This is a genomic window from Paenibacillus sp. LHD-117 (assembly GCF_030929555.1).
Taxonomy (GTDB): Bacteria; Bacillota; Bacilli; order Paenibacillales; family Paenibacillaceae; genus Pristimantibacillus.
In genome coordinates, this window is the sequence record NZ_JAVFVT010000057.1 from 14,141 (window position 1) to 35,301 (window position 21,161).

Consider the following 21,161-nt stretch of genomic DNA (forward strand, 5'->3'; position numbering starts at 1 on the left):
CGGCGCCAACGGCCGTGTCCGGTCTGGTGACGGACAGCATCCCGGCAGGCAAGCCTCCTTAAGAGACCGACACTTTCCCGAGCAGCTCGCCAAGCCGATCCATGTTCTGTTCGTTGGCTTCTTCGCAGTAAGGCTTCGCTTGCTCGAAATCCTCGGCATGTTTGAATCGCTGACGGAACGTCACCTTGGTCCGTCCGCCCAGCTCCTCGAACGTCGCCGTGATCCGGAACTCGTGGCCCGACAGATGGTCGATGACGATCCGCTCATGCGGCACGACCTCGACGAATGTGCTATGGTTCGGATAATCGGTCCCGTCCGGTCCGTGCATCGTATATTTCCAGTGGCCGCCCGGCTCGATGGCGATCTCATGGAATGTATTGGAGAAGCCCTCCGGCCCCCACCACTGCGCTAACCAATCCGGGGTTGTCCAAGCGCGAAACGCAAGCTCCCGCGGGACATCATAAACACGCGCGGCTACTAGCTCGTTATCGTTAGCCGCCATTCTCCTCGTCGCCTTCCAGCGATTTGCCCAGCGCATTCAACAATTCACCCGTCCCGTGCTCCCGAATCTCCAGCGTATCATGCCCGTCGAAGAATGCGCCTTGCTCCGTAAAGATCAGCTTCGTGCCGCCGTCCACCTCGATCAGCTCGATCGTCGTCATCGAGACGGAGATGCGGACGTCGTTCATATCCATAGAGTACGTATAGACGATGCGCTGCTCCGGGACTATCTCCTGATAGCTGGCGTCGAAGGTAAAGATCGGTCCTTCCGGCGGTCCGCCGCTGCTGTATTCGCGCCCGCCTACCCGGAAGTCGAAGATTTCCGGCTTGGAGAACCAACGGGCTTTGGCGTCCGGGTCGGCCCAAGCCTCGTAAACCCGCTCCGGCGAAGCGGCATACGTTCTCTCGATCACGAAGGTACCGTGTTTGACGAATCTTTCGTTCATTTCTTTTCCTCCTCTTCGTTAGGCATCCCGCTCCTCTGGGATAGGAAACCGCCCAGTAGATCCAAATGCCGCTCCCAACTGGTCTGCCGGTCCATGACCGGCTTCTCGTATTCCGTCTTCATCGCCTGCAGGAGTCCCGTGAAATCATCCACCGTCACTTGCGCCTTCCCCTGCATCAGCTTCGATACATGCCTTAGCTGCTCCAATAACTTCTGCTGCCGTTTGATCTGTTCTTTCGCGCGGTCGATCTGCAAGCTTACAACTTCCAGCGGATCGATTCCCCGATCCGTCATCGCCGACTTGATCTCTTCCAAAGACAATCCAAGCTCCTTCAGCGAGACGATCTGATACAACCGCGACACGTCCGATTCGTTGTAAAGCCTGTGGCCGGAGTCCGTCTGGGCGGACGGGGAGAACAAACCGATTTGATCGTAGAACCGCAAGGTTCGTACGGTAAGCCCCGTCAGCTTGGCGAGATCCCCTACCTTCCAATGTCCCTTCATTCATCATCCCCGCTCTTTGGCGCTAGCTATCTACCGGTAGCTTCATTATAAAACCTTACGATACGTAAGGTGCAAGCGTATCTTTTTTTTAAAAAAGCGATGGCTCCGTCAAACGGAACCATCGCCTCTTTTCCGGCAGCTACAGGGAATACTCTCTTTCCACCTTGCAAATTCTAACCTTGTAGCTCTCGTACCATACCTTCTTGCCTTTATCCTGGGCAGCTTGATGGGCTTGATTGCTCTTCCAGTTGCCGATCGCCTCAAGGCTCTCCCAGTAGGACACGGTAATGCCGGCTCCCGTAGCATCCCTGACGCTTTCCACGCCCAGAAACCCCGGCTGCTTGCCCGCCAGCTCCACCATCCGGTCGGCCATGTTCTCGTAGCCGAGATCCCCTTCCGTCCGTTGGCTCGTGAAAATAACCGCATAATAAGTTCCGTTCGGCTCATACTGCATGATCATCTCTCCTCATGGCGTAAAGAAGGTAGTTGCGTCATGAGGATTATACTACTATTATTTAAATTCTGCATTCTCCCGAAAATGATCGTCCCCACTTCCCGCTAACGTCAGTTGCATGCATGTCCAAATATTTCAAGTGACTTTAAACCCGATAATAAAAAGCGGACAAGCATTGATGCAGCTTGCCCGCTTATCTAGCGTTTCAGAGTGGTTGTTTGCTTTTAATAAGACTCAATCCCGTTGAGCAGCTCCCTCGCCTCTTCATGATCGGGCTCCAGCTCAAGCAACGCCCGCAGGTAATGCAAAGCATCGTCGTCCTGCTCCAGCTCGAAACAACAAATCGCCAAGCAATAATAGACGGTCGATACGACCTCGTCTTGCTCTTGGCGGACCGAGATTTCCAAGAAACGTTTGGACTCTTCGTACATGTCCATTTCGAATAAGATCAACCCGGCATCCAGCGCCAGGTCGTATCGCTGCTGCTCCATCACGTAATACGAGGACCACATCAGCTGTATGCCCCTCAACAGATCCTGCAGCTCTTCATCGTTAGCATCGGGCAACAGACTCGAAATACGCCTCGCGCTTTGAATGAAAAACTCCGCGTCATAACCGCCAAGCCGCCAAAAACTTAATACGGGCTGCAGTTCCATGCTCCCTAGATTGCGGTCTACCCATTCCTTCATGCTAAAAAATTCGTCCGGACCAAAACGTTCGATCGTTCTGCGGTACGCCAATCGGGTTTGAACATAATCTGTTGGCGCCTCCATATGGAGAATGCAGCCCACGTTTATATTTTTGTAATGATGCGGGGGAAATAGCGCCACCGCTCCTCTACTTTCATACACATGCTGAAACGCGTGGTAATTTGCCGTAAAGGAAAAGCTGCCATGCCGGATCAACTCCGGCGGTCCCGCAAACTTCATGTTATCGATCAGGTGATCGCCCTTATCCGCCGTAATGAGCAGGAATCCCGCTCCGGACAACCGATCCAATCGCTCCAAACAAGTTAATCCGGCGGCAGGGAATAGGATATGGGAGTCTTCCAATTGCTCCTGATATATCGCAATGACGTCTCGGTACGGATAGTCGGCCTGTTCGTACTCAGGCGCTCGCCGATGCTCGTAATGGAGAGACAGCCGATCTAATACGGCGGACGGCTTAAGGGTATCGTCATCGTCCGGATAATCGACAAACACATCCGCTTCATAAATGAGGCCCTCGCCAACATAAATCAACTCTTGCGGAATGCCGTCAAAAAAGTAGTTCGCCACAATGATTAACGGCTGCCTTAGATCCCCTTCGCTAATCGTGACCCCTGACGCAACCAGCTCCAGCGCGATATCATGCACCGCATCGAAACGGGCAATGTCCAGCACTCCTTCCGCAATAAAGGGTTGCAGCGCGGGATGCTCCTTCCAGGCGAGCACATTGCCCATCGCCAAATCCGTCATGATATAACGGAACGGCGGCAACGATAGTCCGGCAAATTCCCTAAGCCGGCATAACTCCTGCAGCACATGGTAAGCCAGGCGCCCCGCTCCCGCGCCAAGCTCCACGATATGTACCGTCTCCGAAAGATGCCCCTTATTCGCCCGATCCTGGAGCAGTCCGAATATCATTTCCGCATAGGCATTTCCGATCATCGGATTGCTCGTAATATATTGGGGAACTTGGTCATTGTTCCACGCTTCTATCCCCGCTTCTTCATAATACTTCCGCTGAATATCCCAGATCGGCGCTTCGCTAAAGCGATAGCGTTGTTTGTGTTGTACGGTCATAAAACCTTAGCCTGCTCTCTGAAAGTTATTCGTTCTCATTCATTATAACCTTTTTTATTTAAGATTCATTAAAGGTCGCCCCTCTAAGATAGGTTCAAGCAAACTTGAAGGAGTGATCCCTATTATCCGCCTAGGCAAAAAAAACAAAATCATCATCATCATAGCCGCGCTTCTCTTGATCATCGCCGTCGTCCTGTACCGGCTTGCCGATCGATATTTGATCGAACATTTCGAAGTGATCGTCGAACCGAGTACCGTTGCAACCGGGGAGACGACTTTTGAGTCTGACCAGGAGACGACCGAAGAACCATCGACGACCGAGGCTCAATCGGACGACTGGAATTACAAGGACGACAATCAGACGATCAGCATCAAGAAGGTGCAGACCGGCTCGGGCTCCAATATGGTCACGTATTACGTGGCGGACGTGACGCTCAGCGAGAGCGCGAACCTGTCCACCGCATTCGCCAAAAACGCCTTCGGCACGAACATCATCGAGGATACGTCGACGATCGCGGAGGGCAACAACGCCGTGTTCGCGATTAACGGCGACTACTATGGCTTCCGCAGCGACGGCGTCATCATCCGGAACGGCACCCTCTATCGTGACGAGCCTGCTCGCGACGGCCTAGCACTGTTTTCGGACGGCACGTTGAAAGCTTATGACGAAGAAGAGACATCATCGGACGCGCTGCTTGCCGAAGGCGTGACCAATACCTTCTCCTTCGGCCCCGTCCTCGTGACGGACGGCGAGGTGGTCGGCGACTTCAGCAGCGTCAAGATCGACAAAAACTTCGGCAATCGTTCGATTCAAGAACCCAATCCGCGAACCGGCATCGGGATTATCGCGCCGAATCATTTCCTGTTTATCGTGGTCGATGGCAGGAGCAGCGAAAGCCGCGGCATGACGTTAACCGAATTCGCGAATCTATTCCAAGAGCTCGGCGCGACCGAAGCTTATAATCTCGATGGCGGCGGCTCGTCCACGATGTATTTTATGGGCAGAATCGTCAACAATCCGCTGGGCAAAGGCAATGAACGAGGCGTCAGCGACATTATCTATATTCCTAAATCCCAGTAAAAGGAGGTCTCGGCTATCATGACCATACTAATCCCCTCCTACGAGCCGGACGAAAGGTTGATTGCGCTCATCCGCAATCTCAAAGAAGTGAGCGACGACTCGATCCTGATCGTGGACGACGGTAGCGGCGAAGACTACCGCGACATATTCGAATCGGCGAAGGAAGCCGGCTGCACCGTATTGACGCACCGGATCAATCTGGGCAAAGGCAGCGCGCTCAAGACGGGCTTCGACTATGTTAGGCAGCATGGCGACGAAGACGGCATCGTGTGCGCCGACAGCGACGGACAACATTTGCCGGGCGATATTTTGAGAATCGTCCATGCCGTTCGCGAGCATCGAAATCATATCGTGCTGGGCAGCAGGCAATTCACGGGCAAAGTTCCCTTGCGAAGCCGCTTCGGCAATTCGGCTACCCGGATGGTGTTCGCTTATGCGACGGGCAAGCCGATCCAAGATACGCAAACCGGCCTTCGAGGCTATTCTTCTGACATGCTGGATTGGTTATGCCAGGTACCGGGCGACCGCTTCGAATACGAAATGAACATGCTGCTTGAAGCTCCAAGCGCGGGGTACGAATTGGTCGAGGTGCCGATCGATACCGTCTATCTGGACGAAAACAAATCTTCGCATTTCCGTCCGCTTGCTGATTCTGCCAGAGTCTACTTTCCTTTTCTGAAATTTTGTACGTCGTCCGGCTTCGCCGCGGTTTTGGATTTCGCGCTGCTGCTCCTGCTGCAATGGCTGACCTCGAATCTGCTCGTATCCGTCATCGGAGCGCGCGTATGCAGCTCCATTTTCAACTATGCGATGAACCGCAGATTCGTGTTCGCTGGCGGCAAAGGGGCCGCGATCCGCAAATCGCTGCCTCGCTACTATTCGCTCGTCCTCATCATTGTTGCGCTAAATTACGCCATGCTGCACCTGCTGCACGTGAACATCGGCGTTCCGCTCGTCGCGGCCAAGCTGATGACGGAAGCTTCCTTGTTCGTGCTCAGCTATTGGGCGCAGCGGAAGTTTGTTTATTGAATGCCATAAATACGAGTATAATAGGAAGTATACGTTAGATGAACGGCGGAAATCTGAATGTATACCTACTCGAATGGATGGAAGAGGTTAAACATGAACGGAACGCATTTTACGGACTATTCATTAAGCGAAGAGATCTTGAAGGCGCTGCATAGCTTGGGTTACGAGACGCCGACGGAAGTACAGTCGGAAGTTGTGCCCGTCGCTCTCGAGAAGAAGGATCTTGTTGTCAAATCGCAGACAGGAAGCGGCAAAACGGCTGCTTATGGCATTCCGCTCTGCGAGCTGGTCGATTGGAACGAGAATAAGCCGCAGGCCTTAATCCTTACGCCTACCCGCGAGCTTGCGGTACAGGTTAATGAAGACATCACGAATATCGGACGCTTTAAGCGTATCAAGTCGACGCCTCTTTACGGGAAACATCCTTTTCATATCCAAACCGCGGAGCTCAGGCAAAGAACGCATATGGTCGTAGGCACGCCGGGGCGCGTGCTCGACCATATAGAACGCGGCACGTTATCGTTGAACCGGATTGCTTACCTCGTCATCGACGAAGCGGACGAGATGCTGAATATGGGGTTTATCGAGCAAGTGCAGTCCATCATTCAGGCGCTGCCTAATGATAGGGTGACCATGTTGTTCTCCGCTACGTTCCCCGAGGATGTGGCCCGACTTTCGCGCAAGTACATGAACGATCCTGTACAGATCGAGAATAAAGCGAGCGGATTAACGACCTCCACGATCGAACACTCTCTTATTCCGGTGTCTGAGGCGGACAAGCTGGCGCTGCTTCAGGATCTGCTCATCGTCGAGAGTCCTGACAGCTGCATCATTTTCTGCCGTACGCAGGAGCATGTCGATCAATTATTCAGAGAACTGGCCGATCTCGGTTATCCATGCGATCGCATTCATGGCGGCATGGAGCAGGAAGAGCGATTCGAGGTCATGAATGCGTTCAGAAGGGGACAATTCCGTTACTTGATCGCGACGGATGTAGCCGCCAGGGGAATTGATATCACGAATATTACCCATGTCATCAACTACGATATTCCGCTAGAGAAGGAAAGCTACGTCCATCGTACGGGACGTACGGGGCGCGCGGGCAAGTCCGGTAAAGCCATTACCTTCATCACCCCCAAAGACGGCAGAAGATTAGCCGATATTGAAGCTTACATTGGATTCGAGATTCCGAGAACGAAGGCTCCCTCCGAAGAAGCCGTCGATCGCCGCAGGGGAGACTTCGAACAGAAGCTGAGAATCGGCTCTCAACCGAAAAAAGACAAGCGCGAGCTATTAAACAAACAAATTATGAAGCTCAACTTCAATGGCGGCAAGAAGAAGAAATTCAGAGCCTTGGACTTTGTCGGTACGATCGCCAAGCTTGATGGCGTAACCGCGGACGATATCGGGATTATTACGATTCTCGATCATGTCACGGATGTCGAGATTCTGAACGGTAAAGGATCGCTCGTGCTGGAAATGATGCAAAACACGAAGGTGAAGGGCAAGCTGCTGAAGGTACGCAGAGGCAAAAAATAATGGGAGATCCATTAAGGGCACCGATTGGTGCCCTTAATGGATCTGCATATTGTAAATACCTTGACGGCCTTCCGTATATCATCGCCCGTGATTCACTATTTACAAACCGATGGTCGGTATATATAATAAGAATAAATATGACATGCCGGCGACTTCGCATTTCCATTTCGGAGGGATACACATGAAACAAGAGGAACGCAGGGAACAAACAAAGAGGCTGCTCCTGGAGACCACCAAGGAGCTGGTCCGGGAGAAAAGCTGCCCTTCCATCACCATGATGGACATCATGGACCGGTCAGGCTTGTCCAAAGGGGCTATCTTTCACTATGTGAAGAGCAAGGACGAGATCTTCGTCTGGCTATTGCAGGAGCGCCTCGAGGAGACGAACGAGCAATTCATGTTAGAGGTAGAGCAAGGCCGGCGCACCTTCGATGCGCCCATGCAGAAGATTACAGAGAGTCTATTGGCCTATGCCAATGCCCAAGACATCACGAATAAGATACTTATGTATTTGCTTGGGAAGGAAGACGATCCGATCATCGCGGAAGCACTCAAGCAGTACTATGAGCGATCCGTTCTTCTATCTCGGCAGTGGATCGAAATGGGAAAGCAATACGGAGTCATTCCGGAATCCGTTGATGCCGGCAAGACGGCCGACTTGTTCGTGATGATGACCTTCGGCTTGCGCGTCCGCAGCTCCATTCCATTCGTAACTTCGGATTTCCAAGCGCAAGACGTATCGTCCTTTATGATCGATATTTTGCAATCCCGCTAAGCGGAAGGAGCGATTGGAATGTTGCCATTCTATGTGCTTGTTGCCGTGTTCTTGCTCTGCAAGTCGCTTGGGCTGATCGGGCTGCCTTATTTCGAAGGCTGGCAGTCTTCGCTTCAAGCAGCCGTAGCCGCTATGCTGCTGCTGACGGCTTCCGCTCATTGGGGCAAGAGACGCCCCGACCTGATCCGGATGGTTCCCCCGGCTTTCCCAAGGCCAGATTGGATCGTAAGTGCCACCGGCTGGCTGGAAATCGCCGGGGCTATCGGCATCTTGTTCCCCGCTACTTCCAAAGCCGCTTCGCTTGGATTAGCCCTACTCCTATTCGCTATGTTCCCGGCTAATGTACACGCAGCCAAGGAGAAATTGACGATCGGCGGCCGCCCCGTGCCTAACCTGATCCTACGTTCGGTGCTTCAACTCGTATTTCTGGCGGCGGTATTGTTGGCAGGCAAGTAAAGAGATGCAACGTTTCGATCCCTCTCGATACGGGAAAGGCTGTTGACAAAGCCCCGAAACCGGGACTTTGTCAACAGCCTGAAGCCGTGCTTGATCACGGCTTTTTCACGGTTCTCTGATATCGCAGCGGCTTTTGATCGTTTTCAGCCACTTGCGAATCGAGACGGACATCCAGAAAATTGCAAGGTGCCAATACTGGGGTGCATCGGGCCGAATGTATACGAAAAATCGTGCTCACAACGCCCATCTGGGGTGCAACGGGCCGAATGTGTACGAAAAATCGTGCTCATAACACCCAACTGGGGAGCAACGGGCCGAATGTATACGAAAAATCGTGCTCACAACGCCCAACTGGGGAGCAACGGGCCGAATGTATACGAAAAATCGTGCTCACAACACCCAACCGGGGCGCAGCGGGCCATTTCAAACACGCAGGGGCTGTCCCCAAGTCATCTATGACTTGTGGGACAGCCCCTGCGAAACCATCTATGCAGCTTACACTTATCGGTTGATCCATTTCAACAGCTTCAAGATTTGTTGTCGGCTTATCTTGCCGCCGGTAAAGCGGTCGATCTGGCGGAACGGCATGTTCATGACGAAGTAGACATTGTTCGCGAGCAGCGGCTTGTTGACCGCGTCAAAAAACTTGTTGAAGAACAGGACGACGCCATAGATCGCTTTGCCCAGTACATTCTTGTACCTGGCTTGAGCAATGGTATCGTTCAGCCCCAGATCCCGCTTCGGGTCCCAATAAGGCGATGGCGGTTCGTACCCCAACAGTCGCTTATATTCGGCTGCCTTTACTTCATGAACATGTCCGCTATAGTAATGCGGGAATTGTTCCTTCGTATGCTCGCAAGGGACGGAAGCTCCTTCGAGCGTAATCCGCTTCTCCAGTTGGATCAACTGTATCGAACTTCCGATTTGAATGTCGTAAGCGCCAGGTTCAACCGCCCAAGCACCTATTGTTGGATTAAAATACGAGAAATCACGTTCTTCCAGCTTGATCGTGACGCGTTTGCTTTCACCCGGCTCCAAGAACACCTTCTCGAAGCCCTTTAATTCGCGCTTCGCTCGAAAGATCGAGGACTCCCGCTTCTGGATATACAGCTGCGCGACCTCTTCTCCAGCGACCGCCCCCGTATTGGTCAAGGTGAAGGTAGCCTGATGCCGATCGGCTGTCAACTCGCTATAAGCAAACGTCGTATAGGACAGTCCATAGCCGAACGGGAATAACACGGGCTTATCCACAGTATCGAAGTAGCGGTAGCCAATGAAGATCCCTTCGATATGCTCCGCCGTCGCCTCCTTGCCCGGATAATAAGGCGCAGAGGAAACATCGCCGTAGGCGATCGGGAAGGTCTCGCTGAGCTTGCCGCTCGGGTTGTAGTCCCCGAGCAGAATGCTCGTCAACGCTTCGGCGCTTCCTTGCCCGGAGAGATAGGTATGCACGATGGCCTTCACGTCGCGCGCGAACGGCATTTCGATGGCGCCGCCGCCAGCGAGAATGACGACGATGTGGGCGTCAATCTCCGTCAAAGAATGCAGCAAATCCAGCTGGTTCTCGCGCAAGCGGAGATGCTCGCGGTCCACGCCCTCCGCTTCGCTTCCTTCGTCCAGCCCCAAGAACAACAGAACGGTGTCGGCTTGTTTGGCTAACGCAACGGCTTCCCTGCGCAGTCGTTCCTGAGGGCCGCCCATTCGCTTGAAGCCTTGCGCGTACCCGACGATCGGCAAGCCGGATTCGCTCAGCACGTCCCAGGCATTGGATAGTTTGGCCGGATTAATGAGCGAGCTCCCCGCTCCCTGGTACCGGGGATTGCGGGCGAAATCGCCGATAATCGCGACCTTCTTGTCTCGCCGAAGCGGCAGCTGCCGCTCGTCATTCTTCAACAGCACGATCGAACGTTTGGCGGCTTCGACCGCTTCCGCATGATGTTTCTCGTAATCCACGCTTGGCGCTGCTTGATTGTCCAGCCGCGTCGCGAAGACCAGCTCCAGCAGCCGATCTACGGCTTCGTCTAGAACCTCTTCGGCCAACTCCTTGCTTCGAACGGCCTGCACGATCTCCCGATCGGTAATCCCGTTCGTCGAAGGCATCTCCAATTGATTACCCGCCGCCAGCCCCGCGACGCGGTCATTATTGCCGCCCCAGTCGGTCACGACCACGCCGTCGAATCCCCATTCCCCATACAGGATATCCTGCAGCAGGTACGTGTTTTCGTTCGCGAACGTGCCGTTCACTTTGTTATAAGAGGTCATGATCGTTTTGGGCTGGCCCTTCTCGACGACGCGCCGGAATCCTTCCAGGTACAGCTCTCTCAGCGAGCGCTCGTCCACGATCTCGTCGATCGTCATCCGCATATGCTCTTGGCTGTTAACCGCAAAATGTTTGGGACAAGCGGAGATGCCGTTCGACTGAATGCCTTTGACCATCTCGCTCGCCAATTCGCCCGTCAAATAAGGATCCTCGGAAAAGTATTCAAAGTTGCGACCGCATAACGGATTTCGTTTGATGTTTAATCCCGGTCCGAGCAGCACGCTCACTTTCTCGCTGGCCGCTTCCTTCCCGATCGTCCGGCCGACCTCACGAATCAGCTGTCTATCCCAGCTATTAGCGAGCGTAGCCGCCGTAGGGAAGCAGGTCGCGGGCAAGCTCTTGTTCAGGCCGAGGTGATCGGCCTTTCCCCCTTGTTTCCTCAGACCATGCGGACCATCCGTCAACATAATTCCCGGAATGTTCAGCCTCTCGATCGCTTTTGTATTCCAGAAGTTGGCGCCCGACATGAGCGACGCTTTTTCTTCCAACGTCATTTGATCAATCATTTCACGATATTTCAATGTTTTTCACCCCATTACTTTTCGAACAGATACGTTTGCAGGATCGTATACAACACATGATGCACGCTTGTTCGAACTCCGTTCGCGATCCCCGAAGGATCCTCGTCATACGCTTTCTTGAGCCGCTTTTCGTTTGTCGTAGCCGACATAATATCGAGCATCAGGTCGTTGCCTGCCACGACCGCGTCTGGCGCCTTCATGAAGCCGAACACCGCGTCGCTGGACACGAACCCGTCGAAGCCCCATTCTTCGCGAAGCAGATCGTTAAGCAGCACCGAATTGGCTCCCGCCCACTTGGTTCCGATAATCGAGAAGCTGGACATCGCGCCGAGCGGACGACTTTCCTTGACCGTAATTTCAAACGGCTTCAAATAAATTTCGCGCATCGCTTGCTCGTTGGCCCAGATCAGATTGCCGGAACGCGCATTTGTCTCCTGATCGTTTAACGCGAAGTGTTTCATGAACGCAATAATGCCCTGATCCTGCGCGCCGTTAATCATCGCCGCCGCCATCTTGCCCGAGAGCACCGGATCCTCCGAGAAGTATTCGAAGTTGCGGCCGCCCTGCGCTGTGCGGTGGATATTCATGCCCGGCGCGTACCAGCCTTGAATGCCGTACGCGCGAGCTTCCTTGCCGACTGCTTCGCCCATCCGATACGCCAGATCCTTGTTCCATGTCGATGCGATGACGAGTTCGGACGGATAGGAGGCTGCCGTGATTGGCTTGAAGAAATAGCTGAAGCCCGCCGGTCCGTCCATCAGCAGCGTCTTCGGAATGCCCAGACGTTCTACGGCCATCGTACGATAAGCGCCATTGGCCACATATTCGAACATTTCGTTCAAGGTAAGCTGATCCAGGAAAGCATCCCACTTAGGATCGTCAAAGGCTAGTCCCTTCAAATCCTCCAACAGAATGCCGTTATCGGCGCCGAACGTCGGCATCTCCAGCTGCGAATCCTCGCGCTTCTGCGAGAACGCATCCAACACGAATTGCGGCGCTTCATGGCTGATGTTTTCGTCCGACGGATACGTGCCCTCCCAATCGCTGCGCGACAAATACGTCAGCCCGCCATCTGCGAGCTCGAACCGATTCTCGTAAGGCGTCTTCGTATCCTTATCTTCTTCGAACACAATCTTGTTCGCAAGCTCGAGATCATAGCTCGCTACGATATCATGGACGTTACGCGCCAGCTTGATCGTATACGTGCCGGCATCGAGAACATAGGCTTCTTCGTCCTTCATGTCGTAAGAGGCCATCTCCTCGGTATCAAAAGCAAGCGTAAGCACCTCGGATTGTCCCGCTTCGAGCAGCGATGTTTTGGCGAAGGCAGCCATCTCGATGGCCGACTTCTCGATGCCGCCCGCGACATATGGCGCCGAATAATACACTTGAACGACATCTTTGCCCGCACGATCGCCGACGTTCTTCACTTCGACTTGCAGCTCGATCTTCTCATCGGACAGCTTTTGCTCCAATACCGTCCACTCGAAATCCGTGTAGCTTAACCCGTAGCCGTACGGGTACAGCACCGTATCCTGATAACCCTCCTCGTCGCCTTCATAATAGGTTTCGTAGAAGCGATAGCCTACATAGATGCCTTCTTGATAATTGAGGAACGAATACTTCAGATTCGTGTAGCCGTAGTCCCCGAAGTTCTCGCTTGCCGGAGCCGTGGAATTGTCATAGACATACGTATCTGTCAGACGGCCGGACGGATTGATATTGCCCGCCATTACATTGCCTAATGCATTCGCTCCGTAAGGACCCGGCGTTCCGATCCACAGCACGGATTTGATGGACTCGTATTCCTCGACGAAACCAAGCTCCAGCGCATTGCCCGCGTTAATGACGATCGTCACATGGCCGAAGCTCTCCGCAACCTTCTCGATCAAGGCGCGTTTGTTGTCGGTCAGTTGCAATTGCTGGGTGCTCGCGTCGCTCGCTTCCACGCTTTCACTGGCGATGACGATGATCGCATTGTCCGAATACGCTTTGGCTTGTGCGATCGCCGCATCCGTCAAGTAGTCGATGTTTGGCTCATCGCTCGACTTCAGCCCCATCAACCCCGAGACGACTTGAATGAGACCGGAGTTGCCTTCGGTGCTCACCCCTGCTTCTTTCCCGACTTCTTGGTATAACTCGTATAGCTCTGGATTATAAGCAATGTCTGCATTTTGCAGCCCGTCGAACAAATTCACCGCACGTGAAGTATCGCCCGCGCCCGAACCTCCGCCGCCGTAACGCAGCGCCATGGAGGCTAAGCCGAATACGTTCACCTTCTTGTCCTGCAAAGGCAGGTGTTGGTCATCGTTCTTGAGCAGAACGATGCCTTCGTTCGCGATTTCCTCCGCGATCTTCCCTCCGTGCTCGCGCGCCGCGATGGCCTCGGGCGTATCGGTTACGGCCGTAATATGTTTGGCCGTCAATGCATCAATAATGTTCGAGGCGGTCGGCCCGAATTGCGCGAACAACAAGACGATGACGGCCGCGACGATCGACCAGCCCGCGATACGCCTTGGTCTGTTTTTGATTTTCTTGTAGCGTTTCGCTTCCTTCTTCATCGCCCTGCGGTCTTTGCGGTTTAACGCTTTCAGCTCCAGCTTTGTTTGCTGCTTCTTCTCTTGGCGTAATTGTTTATCCTGTTCGACTGCCGCTTTCCGTTCCGCTTCCGGTAGCGCGGCAATTTCTCTCTTGCGCTCCTTAAGCCTAGCTTTATCTGCCTTCACCTTTTGCACGAGTGCTTTTTTCTTGGCTTGTTTGTTTTTCATGTAGTCCCACACGGCGATACCCTCCGGTTTCGTCTTTCTTTTTTTCAACTCCCATCTTAATATAGCGCTTACATATAAACTATGAGGATCTTGTCGAAAAAAAAGCTAAATATTGCGATCATCCGATTGTTCGCCAAATCGAATGAGCAATATTTAGCACTAGTTGTTGCTTTTCTCTAAGTCGATCATTACGATTCCGAATAGCGGAACTTCAAATTCAAGGGTATAATCTCCCTTTGTTTTCAGCTGTTCAACGCTCCTCGATGGTCGATTGACCGCGTTCCAGTAGGCAATATCTTCGAAGGACAACTTTTTGCATTTCCTTAAATCGGCAAGGTCCGTACGTTGATCTACCAGCTCAGGCGTTAATTGTTGCTTGATCAATCGGTACGATCCTTCCAGGTTCATAAGCTCCAGCTTCACGGAAATATACGGACTTTTGGCCTTATGCCACGCCTTTTTTAATTGCTCGTTCTTCTGATTGATAATCACATGCAGCTCTTCCTCTGGATATACGCTCAAAATACGGTAGTTTTCTTGCTGCTTGGTCACGATGCACGAATCGTTCCGGAACACAAGCTCGTCATACAAGCGACTCCCGAACTCCGTCGCGTACCAATTGTCCTTGTATCGGCCATCCGGCGTGCATAAGGACAGCTTGCTCGCCAGCTCGTCCGGAAAGTACTCGAACAGCTTCGCCGAATCGAGCGACAACGGGGGGAAGTAGTGCCCTGCGATTTCGTGCTGATTCATCATGCTGATGTATTGCCAAATGTTCGCGTTCGCTTGCGCTAAATCCGAATAGGCGCGCAGATCGTCATCGTGCTCGTAAACCAGCATCCAGTCCAAAATTCGGTTCTGGGCTCTCCTGTTCGTATTGCTGCCAATGAACCGAATGTAGGCTTCGTCGTATAGATGAGCCAGCGCAGCCGTGAGCGGAATTTTGCGCATGCGCGTCCGATCATCGATGCAATAAACGGCGTGATCGCAAGCTTTATCGAGCGGCACCGCATCTTCGGGCGGCATGGGAAAATGAATGACAACATTTTCGTATCCTTGAAAGGATACAATCGCATTCACTAACGGCAGACATAACACCCCGCTATCCTGCAGTTCATAGAAACAGCGGAATTCGTACATCCATTCCTGGCTTGTCCGATAATTTTGCTGCAGATGGAGAATGAATTCGTTCATCACCGTTTGAAACCCGCCCTGATCAGGAAAACAGAGCTCCTCCCAATCATCGAAATCAATGGATTGAAATTGAAGATAGGGAACCATGCCGGCAGACACAATCTGCTGCAGCATGCGATCCAGCTCTCGAAACGAACAAACGAGCTTGCCGTCGATCAACCGTATGTCCGCTTTCTTCAAAATGCGGGAGACCGCTACCCGCTTCACCAATAGGCGCTGACGCACTTCGAGCAAGCGGCTCTCCGTAAGCTCGCCCTTAACTTTTAGAATATGATTGACCTTTGAATACCGGCCGACCGTCTGATGCAAATCCAGCCGAACCTCGATGAGATCGGGATTAATGGGCGAGGCCGCAGGCAATTCGCCTAACGGCACATAAGGCGATAGCAACGCCAATACATCTTGAGACAGCGCCCCATTCTCGCGGTTTCGCACCGCCGAGGTTTGACGCTCTTCTCGAAATTCGGCAGGCGTAAGCTTGTATGTCGTTTTGAATGCTTCGTTAAAGGAGCGGACATTGGGAAAGCCGGTCGCTAAGGCAATCGTGACAATCTTATCGCTCGTGCTTTCCAGCATTCGGATGCTATGAAACAATCGGACTTCTTTGATATAGTTTCCGATTGAAATCCCTAACTGCTTTTTAAAGGAATGCGCCAAATAATATTTGCTGCTATAGAACTTCTCGGCAATCTCGTCCAAGCTAAGTTTCTCGGCATAATTGACATTGATGTACGATACGATTTCTTTCACCTTATCCGAAGCGGCGTGCGCTTGCTCCCTCTCGTCCGCCCGCCCGAGATACCGGTACAGCAGCCCGATCAACCGTTTCGAATACCCTTCAACCATATAGTCGGAACCGTCTCCGGGATACATCATTTCGACGTACAAATACGCCATGCAATTCCTCACAAGCTCATAGCCGTCTTTTTTGTACACCATCGATAGCGGGATGTTAAGCTTAAATGGAGAAAACGCCTCTTGATACTCGCTTTCCGGAAACTTCACCGCGAGCGTCGCATTCTCTTTGCTGCCGTTCACGCGAACTAGATCGCCTTTATTCAAAACGAAAATATCGCCGGTCCGAATCAAAATATCCGAACCGTTGCGGTTCAATTCCAGATAACCGGAAAGAACAAACCAGGCCGTTAACTCCGATATGAACAGAAAATCCGCATCCTCAATCGTTTCGATCGCGGCCATGATGGAATAAGACTGTCCATCTTTCCTTTGTTTCAACACGACACTATCCCCTCTTCACCCTATTGAATCATCCTTTGCAGCTCTATGTTCAGCTTTAGGACGTTTACCTTTCGTTCCCCGAACAACCCGAGTTCCCTCTCTTCAATGTGCCCCGCCACCAGTTCCTTCAGCCTGTTTTGGGAGATGCCCGTCGCCAGGCTAATCCTTGGAATTTGCGCTTCGGCCGCTTCGGGGGTAATGTGGGGATCGAGTCCCGAGGCCGAGCTTGTCACTAAGTCGAGCGGAACCGTGACGGCGGGAACGGAGGGATTGCGAAGCTCCCAGTCCTTTAAAGACAGTTCAATTCTTTCGATTAACGCGGGATTGGACGGGGCAAGGTTGGAAGAGCCCGAGCCTGCTCCATTATAACCAACGGCGGATACTCTTCCTTGGAAAAACCGAGGGCTTTCAAACGTTTGGCCAATGAGGGCCGAACCGATAACCACGTTGTTGTCGCCATAGATCAGGCTGCCCTCCGCTTGCCAAGGAAAAATACCTTTAGCGGCGAACGTGAAAATCAGAGGATATCCCAATCCCAAAATCAGCATAAAAGTCAAACAAATTCGCAAAACGGGAAACATGCCGAGCAGATTTTTTATGGATTTCAAGGCGAACGCCTTATAATCAAATGTTTTGACCTTTGCCCAGCCTATGGTCAATCGATGCCGGATCCGCTTCGGCGGCTTAACGCTTTGTTCCTCGTCCATGAAGGTTGCTCCTTGTCATCAGATTTGAACTAGAGTGTCAGATGTTCGGCGATCGGACCTAGCACTAACGCAGGCAAAAAACTTAACGCGCCGATAATGACAACGATCATAAACAGGACGATACCAAACAGAGGCGTGTCTGTTCGGAAAGTTCCGATCGTGTCCGGCACCTTTTTCTTGTTAGCCATGGAACCCGCAACCGCAAGCAAGGTGATAAACGGAATAAATCTCGCCAAGAACAGCACCAAAGCCGTTGAAATATTCCAAAAGGGCGTATTCGTGGCCATTCCCGCGAAGTTGGAGCCATTATCGGTCGCGGAAGTCGTATATTCGTACAACACCTGGCTGACGCCATGAAATCCTGGATTCGAGATCGATCCGTATCCTAGAGGCGTCGAGAACGCGATGGCAGATGGCACTAGGATTAAGAAAGGCGTTACCAGCAACGTGACGGCAATCAGCTTCATCTGTTTGAAGTCTATTTTTTTGCCCAAAAACTCTGGCGTTCGGCCAACCATCAAACCCGATAAAAAGACCGAAAGCAGGATGTACATCAAAATACTGAGCATGCCTCCCCCTACGTTGCCGTACACGGTTCCAAGCATCATAGAGAGCAGCGCAACCATGCCGCCGATCGGGGTAAGCGTATCGTGCATCGTATTCGGCCCGCCCGTCCCGGATGTTGTCGTGATGACGGAAAACAGGGACGACTGCGTCACTCCGAAACGAAGTTCTTTCCCTTCCAAGCTTCCCGGGCTATGCGGCAGACCTAGCGCTTCCAGCTTCGGATTCCCTCCGTATTCAAAAATCAGCGAAGCCGTTACCAGAATGACAAGCAGCGTGCCCATCGAGTAGAAAATGACGCGGCCTTCCTTGATGTTCCCCACCATCCGCCCATACATGAACGGAAACGCCATGCCAAGGATCAGCATAAGCACCATTTGGATCGTATTGCTGATCGCAGTGGGGTTTTCGAACGGATGGGCGGCATTGACCCCGGTAACCCCCCCGCCGTTATTCCCGAGCATCTTGAGCGGAATCATGGAGGCCATTGGCCCGCGCGCGATTTCCTGCTCGCCGCCTTCAAGCGTCGTTGCCGCAACCGTAGGCTCTAACGTCTGGGGCACGCCCATTGCCACGAACGCAAAGGCAAGGACCAGTACGATCGGCAGCAACACCCTGGTGATCATTCGGGTAAAATGGACATAGAAATTGCCCATCGTTTTCCCGGCCAACACCCGTATGAATGCGACGCCCGCAGCTGCTCCCGTAGCGGGAGCGACGAAGTTTAGGTACAAACATCCGATCAACAGAGATAAATAAGAAATCGTATTCTCGCCCGAGTAATGCTGCAAGTCGGCGTTCGTAATAAAACTGATTGCGGTATGGAACGCCAGCGTCGGTTCTAACCCCGGCAATTGCGAGGGATTAAGCGGGAGTACGCCTTGCAGACGAAACACCGCGTAAACCAGCACAATCGCCAACACATTAAACGCGAGCAAGGAGGATAAAAACTTTTTCCAATTCTGATCTCCTTGATGAATGCCGGCAACCCGGTATAGCCATCTTTCGAAAGGACCAAAAAAACGGTCTATCTTGTTTTTTTCCGGCACGAATGCATGGTACAAATAGTAGCCTGCCGGTTTGGCGAGCAGAAACGCAATAAGCAATGTGATGACTACCGATGCGATTTCGGGTGCGAAAGACAGATTCATCATCTCCTTTTTTAGAGGTTGTTCAAAAAGCCCGTTCTTTAACAAACAAAAAGAAGCCCTTCGAGCAGAGAAAATCTACTCCCGGGCTTCGATGAGATGAATGATACGCCGATCCATCCGAAATGTAAAAGCCGATATGGAAGTGCATGTTGAATGAATGGACGATATCAGCAAGTGAAGGCGGATACATCCCGATTTTGCATTCCAATTTCTCGATATTGCTTCGGAATGCTGTGATTTTCATGTTTCGTGTTCTTTGCGATAGCGGAATTTCACAAAATGAAAGGGCAGCACCGCCAATGCGTTGCTGCCCTTCACTCGTTGCTTTATTATACTGATGAGCAATTAAGCAAAAAGACTAATCAAATTGCCGTCCGGATCCTGCACGATCGCGTAGCGCTGGCCCCAGAAAGCATCCCATGGCTCGCGATGACTGCCGTAGCCATGCTCCATAATGCGTCCGTATGTTTCGTCTACCGCTTCCCGGCTGTCGCACTGAAAGGCAAGCTCGACGCGATGGCCCGAGGGCTCTTCCCAACCGCCGTAGATATCTTTGATCATGGCTTGCGTATCGAAGCCAAGACGGAAACCGTTCTGCGCGACCTCCACGTGCATGTCGTCGTTTGCGCTCTCCGGAATGTCCAAGCCCAGCGCGCGATAGAAATCCAAAGCTTTCTTCATGTCCTTCACCACGATGCCGACCATATCGAGTTTAATGCCCATTCTTCTCAGCTCCCTTTATCAATTGAAAACCTCACATCCATACGATACGATTTTCTGTAGCCGTCCGAATAGGAAAAATCGGACTTCTTTCATCCGTCCCCAACGTTTGTGTGGGCAGCAACCCGTAATACCGTTTGAAGCTTTTAATAAAATGCGATTGATCGTAGTAGCCGTATTTCGTCGCAAGGTCCGCCAAACTCGAAAACGTGCCGTTATATAACTCCTGCAGCATACTCTGGAACCGCACAATACCTAGCATTTCCTTCGGGCTTACGCCAAGCTCCCGTTCGAAGACCCTTCTCAGATGCCGTTCGCTGTAACTCAGCTTCCATGCCAGATCGGCTGTCGTGATGCTCCCTTTATAAGCGTATATGTATTTCATGCCCAACATCGACAATGTCTCGGATGCTTCGTCATAAGCGGCAAGGATACGAAGCAAGTTCCGATCTGCGATTGTTATTATCTCCGAAACGGTATCCGCAGATAAGATTTCCTCCGCCATAAGCAGCCCTTCGGCTCCCCATATTTCCTCCAAAAAAACGTGGTGGCCAATAAAGGATGAGAGCGGAACTTGCAGGACGGACTGCGCGGATTCCGAGAAAAATCGGATGCCGAACGACGATTGGGTTTCAGAAAAACTTAGGAGCTCGTATTGCGTCATCAACCCTGCGACGAATCCGGCGTTCCGACTGGCAGGCGACCGTCGGTCAATGATGATATCCACGCAGCCATCCGGGAGAATCCGATGCGGCTGTTCCCCATGACCCGCTTGAATATCCACCGTCCAATAACATGCGACATGACCGGCCAGTCGCGCGGACGGCGCATATTCCCGGTAACGATAACCGTCATGCTGCAACTCCTGCTGGAGCTTCGGTGATTGAATCGGACGATAGCCGCTGACCATGGCGAGCGGACCTCCTTGTCGCTTTGGATGGTTGTCCTTTTCATCTATTATAACTGATAAATCCCTTGTTCGATTCGTTGAACGCAAGATTCGGCAAACTTGTAGTAATCAAAGTCGTGATGGATTTCCCCTTTCGTAAGGCCGCTATAAAACATACCCCACGCAACCTCTCGAACCATCGCCACGAATTTCATTTCCTGGAGCAGGCGATACGCCTCCTCTTCGATCGATCCGAAGTATAACTTGAGCCACTCGCGCTCATCTGTTTCGCTGAACTGGTTCGTAAATGGAATAAGCGCCAATTCGAAAAATATGTCTCCTACTCCCGACAACTCCCAATCAATGATCTGCAATTGCTGTCCTGTGTACATGACTTATGTAGTTCATTCCAAGTGATGGAAACCGATTAATAGTCATAGAAATGTAAGCTAAAAAACGGAAAACCCCTTGACTTTTGGAAATCACCCCAATAATCGCGAAGAATACCTTTTCTAACGGG

18 protein-coding genes are annotated in these 21,161 nt (G+C 52.2%); 5 read left to right on the forward strand and 13 right to left on the reverse strand.

Features of this window, described 5'->3' with window-relative positions:
* Window positions 1-58: 58 nt before the first annotated feature.
* The 5 genes from RB620_RS28920 to RB620_RS28940 form a co-directional block, all read right to left on the reverse strand.
* Window positions 59-502: an SRPBCC family protein gene (locus RB620_RS28920; RefSeq protein ID WP_308100471.1), complete on the reverse strand. Its 444-nt coding sequence runs from the start codon at window positions 500-502 to the stop codon at window positions 59-61.
* Window positions 492-947: an SRPBCC family protein gene (locus tag RB620_RS28925; RefSeq protein WP_308100473.1), complete on the reverse strand. Its 456-nt coding sequence runs from the start codon at window positions 945-947 to the stop codon at window positions 492-494. The genes RB620_RS28920 and RB620_RS28925 overlap by 11 nt, the downstream gene beginning before the upstream one ends.
* Window positions 944-1,450, reverse strand: coding sequence for a MerR family transcriptional regulator (locus RB620_RS28930; RefSeq protein WP_308100475.1), 507 nt, complete (start codon window positions 1,448-1,450; stop codon window positions 944-946). Before RB620_RS28930 ends, RB620_RS28925 begins: the two co-directional genes overlap by 4 nt.
* Window positions 1,451-1,589: 139 nt before the next feature.
* The gene (locus RB620_RS28935; RefSeq protein WP_308100477.1) at window positions 1,590-1,904 is read right to left on the reverse strand and encodes an antibiotic biosynthesis monooxygenase family protein; all 315 of its coding nucleotides are present in this window, start codon (window positions 1,902-1,904) and stop codon (window positions 1,590-1,592) included.
* 224 nt (window positions 1,905-2,128) lie between these two features.
* A complete protein-coding gene (locus RB620_RS28940) occupies window positions 2,129-3,688 on the reverse strand; it encodes a tetratricopeptide repeat protein (RefSeq protein WP_308100479.1) in 1,560 nt (519 codons plus the stop codon).
* Between the two features lie 112 nt (window positions 3,689-3,800).
* Here RB620_RS28940 and RB620_RS28945 point away from each other — a divergent pair, with 112 nt between their 5' ends.
* The 5 genes from RB620_RS28945 to RB620_RS28965 all read left to right on the forward strand — a co-directional run bounded on the left by RB620_RS28945 (window position 3,801) and on the right by RB620_RS28965 (window position 8,568).
* A complete protein-coding gene (locus RB620_RS28945; protein WP_308100481.1) occupies window positions 3,801-4,769 on the forward strand; it encodes a phosphodiester glycosidase family protein in 969 nt (322 codons plus the stop codon).
* Window positions 4,770-4,787: 18 nt separating this feature from the next.
* Window positions 4,788-5,798: a bifunctional glycosyltransferase family 2/GtrA family protein gene (locus tag RB620_RS28950; RefSeq protein WP_308100483.1), complete on the forward strand. Its 1,011-nt coding sequence runs from the start codon at window positions 4,788-4,790 to the stop codon at window positions 5,796-5,798.
* A 93-nt stretch (window positions 5,799-5,891) separates the two neighbouring features.
* Window positions 5,892-7,337, forward strand: coding sequence for a DEAD/DEAH box helicase (locus RB620_RS28955; RefSeq protein WP_308100485.1), 1,446 nt, complete (start codon window positions 5,892-5,894; stop codon window positions 7,335-7,337).
* A gap of 181 nt (window positions 7,338-7,518) precedes the next feature.
* Window positions 7,519-8,112 carry a TetR/AcrR family transcriptional regulator gene (locus tag RB620_RS28960; RefSeq protein ID WP_308100487.1) on the forward strand — a complete coding sequence of 198 codons (594 nt, stop codon included), beginning with the start codon at window positions 7,519-7,521 and terminating at the stop codon, window positions 8,110-8,112.
* A gap of 18 nt (window positions 8,113-8,130) precedes the next feature.
* Window positions 8,131-8,568, forward strand: a complete 438-nt coding sequence (locus RB620_RS28965) for a DoxX family protein (protein ID WP_308100489.1) — start codon at window positions 8,131-8,133, stop codon at window positions 8,566-8,568.
* 501 nt (window positions 8,569-9,069) lie between these two features.
* Here RB620_RS28965 and RB620_RS28970 read toward each other — a convergent pair.
* The 8 genes from RB620_RS28970 to RB620_RS29005 all read right to left on the reverse strand — a co-directional run bounded on the left by RB620_RS28970 (window position 9,070) and on the right by RB620_RS29005 (window position 20,964).
* Window positions 9,070-11,409: a glycoside hydrolase family 3 C-terminal domain-containing protein gene (locus RB620_RS28970; RefSeq protein WP_308100491.1), complete on the reverse strand. Its 2,340-nt coding sequence runs from the start codon at window positions 11,407-11,409 to the stop codon at window positions 9,070-9,072.
* A 14-nt stretch (window positions 11,410-11,423) separates the two neighbouring features.
* Window positions 11,424-14,189 (reverse strand): glycoside hydrolase family 3 N-terminal domain-containing protein, encoded by a 2,766-nt coding sequence (locus RB620_RS28975; protein ID WP_308100493.1) that lies wholly within the window; start codon window positions 14,187-14,189, stop codon window positions 11,424-11,426.
* 147 nt (window positions 14,190-14,336) lie between these two features.
* Window positions 14,337-16,610: a helix-turn-helix domain-containing protein gene (locus RB620_RS28980; RefSeq protein WP_308100495.1), complete on the reverse strand. Its 2,274-nt coding sequence runs from the start codon at window positions 16,608-16,610 to the stop codon at window positions 14,337-14,339.
* A 20-nt stretch (window positions 16,611-16,630) separates the two neighbouring features.
* A complete protein-coding gene (gene kdpC, locus RB620_RS28985) occupies window positions 16,631-17,191 on the reverse strand; it encodes a potassium-transporting ATPase subunit KdpC (RefSeq protein WP_308100506.1) in 561 nt (186 codons plus the stop codon).
* A gap of 155 nt (window positions 17,192-17,346) precedes the next feature.
* Window positions 17,347-19,032: a potassium-transporting ATPase subunit KdpA gene (gene kdpA / locus RB620_RS28990; RefSeq protein WP_308100497.1), complete on the reverse strand. Its 1,686-nt coding sequence runs from the start codon at window positions 19,030-19,032 to the stop codon at window positions 17,347-17,349.
* 345 nt (window positions 19,033-19,377) lie between these two features.
* Entirely contained in the window at window positions 19,378-19,755 is a 378-nt protein-coding gene (locus RB620_RS28995) for a VOC family protein (protein WP_308100499.1), read from the reverse strand.
* Window positions 19,756-19,786: 31 nt separating this feature from the next.
* Window positions 19,787-20,662, reverse strand: coding sequence for a helix-turn-helix transcriptional regulator (locus RB620_RS29000; RefSeq protein WP_308100500.1), 876 nt, complete (start codon window positions 20,660-20,662; stop codon window positions 19,787-19,789).
* Window positions 20,663-20,709: 47 nt separating this feature from the next.
* Entirely contained in the window at window positions 20,710-20,964 is a 255-nt protein-coding gene (locus RB620_RS29005) for a hypothetical protein (protein ID WP_308100502.1), read from the reverse strand.
* Window positions 20,965-21,161: the final 197 nt, after the last annotated feature.

Excerpts from the sequence above, each read along its gene's own strand:
- RB620_RS28920 (WP_308100471.1), bottom strand. The coding sequence starts at position 502 with ATGGCGGCTAACGATAACGAGCTAGTAGCCGCGCGTGTTTATGATGTC.
- RB620_RS28925 (WP_308100473.1), bottom strand. The coding sequence starts at position 947 with ATGAACGAAAGATTCGTCAAACACGGTACCTTCGTGATCGAGAGAACG.
- RB620_RS28930 (WP_308100475.1), bottom strand. The coding sequence starts at position 1,450 with ATGAAGGGACATTGGAAGGTAGGGGATCTCGCCAAGCTGACGGGGCTT.
- RB620_RS28935 (WP_308100477.1), bottom strand. The coding sequence starts at position 1,904 with ATGCAGTATGAGCCGAACGGAACTTATTATGCGGTTATTTTCACGAGC.
- RB620_RS28940 (WP_308100479.1), bottom strand. The coding sequence starts at position 3,688 with ATGACCGTACAACACAAACAACGCTATCGCTTTAGCGAAGCGCCGATC.
- RB620_RS28950 (WP_308100483.1), top strand. The coding sequence starts at position 4,788 with ATGACCATACTAATCCCCTCCTACGAGCCGGACGAAAGGTTGATTGCG.
- RB620_RS28955 (WP_308100485.1), top strand. The coding sequence starts at position 5,892 with ATGAACGGAACGCATTTTACGGACTATTCATTAAGCGAAGAGATCTTG.
- RB620_RS28960 (WP_308100487.1), top strand. The coding sequence starts at position 7,519 with ATGAAACAAGAGGAACGCAGGGAACAAACAAAGAGGCTGCTCCTGGAG.
- RB620_RS28965 (WP_308100489.1), top strand. The coding sequence starts at position 8,131 with ATGTTGCCATTCTATGTGCTTGTTGCCGTGTTCTTGCTCTGCAAGTCG.
- kdpC (WP_308100506.1), bottom strand. The coding sequence starts at position 17,191 with ATGTTTCCCGTTTTGCGAATTTGTTTGACTTTTATGCTGATTTTGGGA.
- kdpA (WP_308100497.1), bottom strand. The coding sequence starts at position 19,032 with ATGAATCTGTCTTTCGCACCCGAAATCGCATCGGTAGTCATCACATTG.
- RB620_RS28995 (WP_308100499.1), bottom strand. The coding sequence starts at position 19,755 with ATGGGCATTAAACTCGATATGGTCGGCATCGTGGTGAAGGACATGAAG.
- RB620_RS29000 (WP_308100500.1), bottom strand. The coding sequence starts at position 20,662 with ATGGTCAGCGGCTATCGTCCGATTCAATCACCGAAGCTCCAGCAGGAG.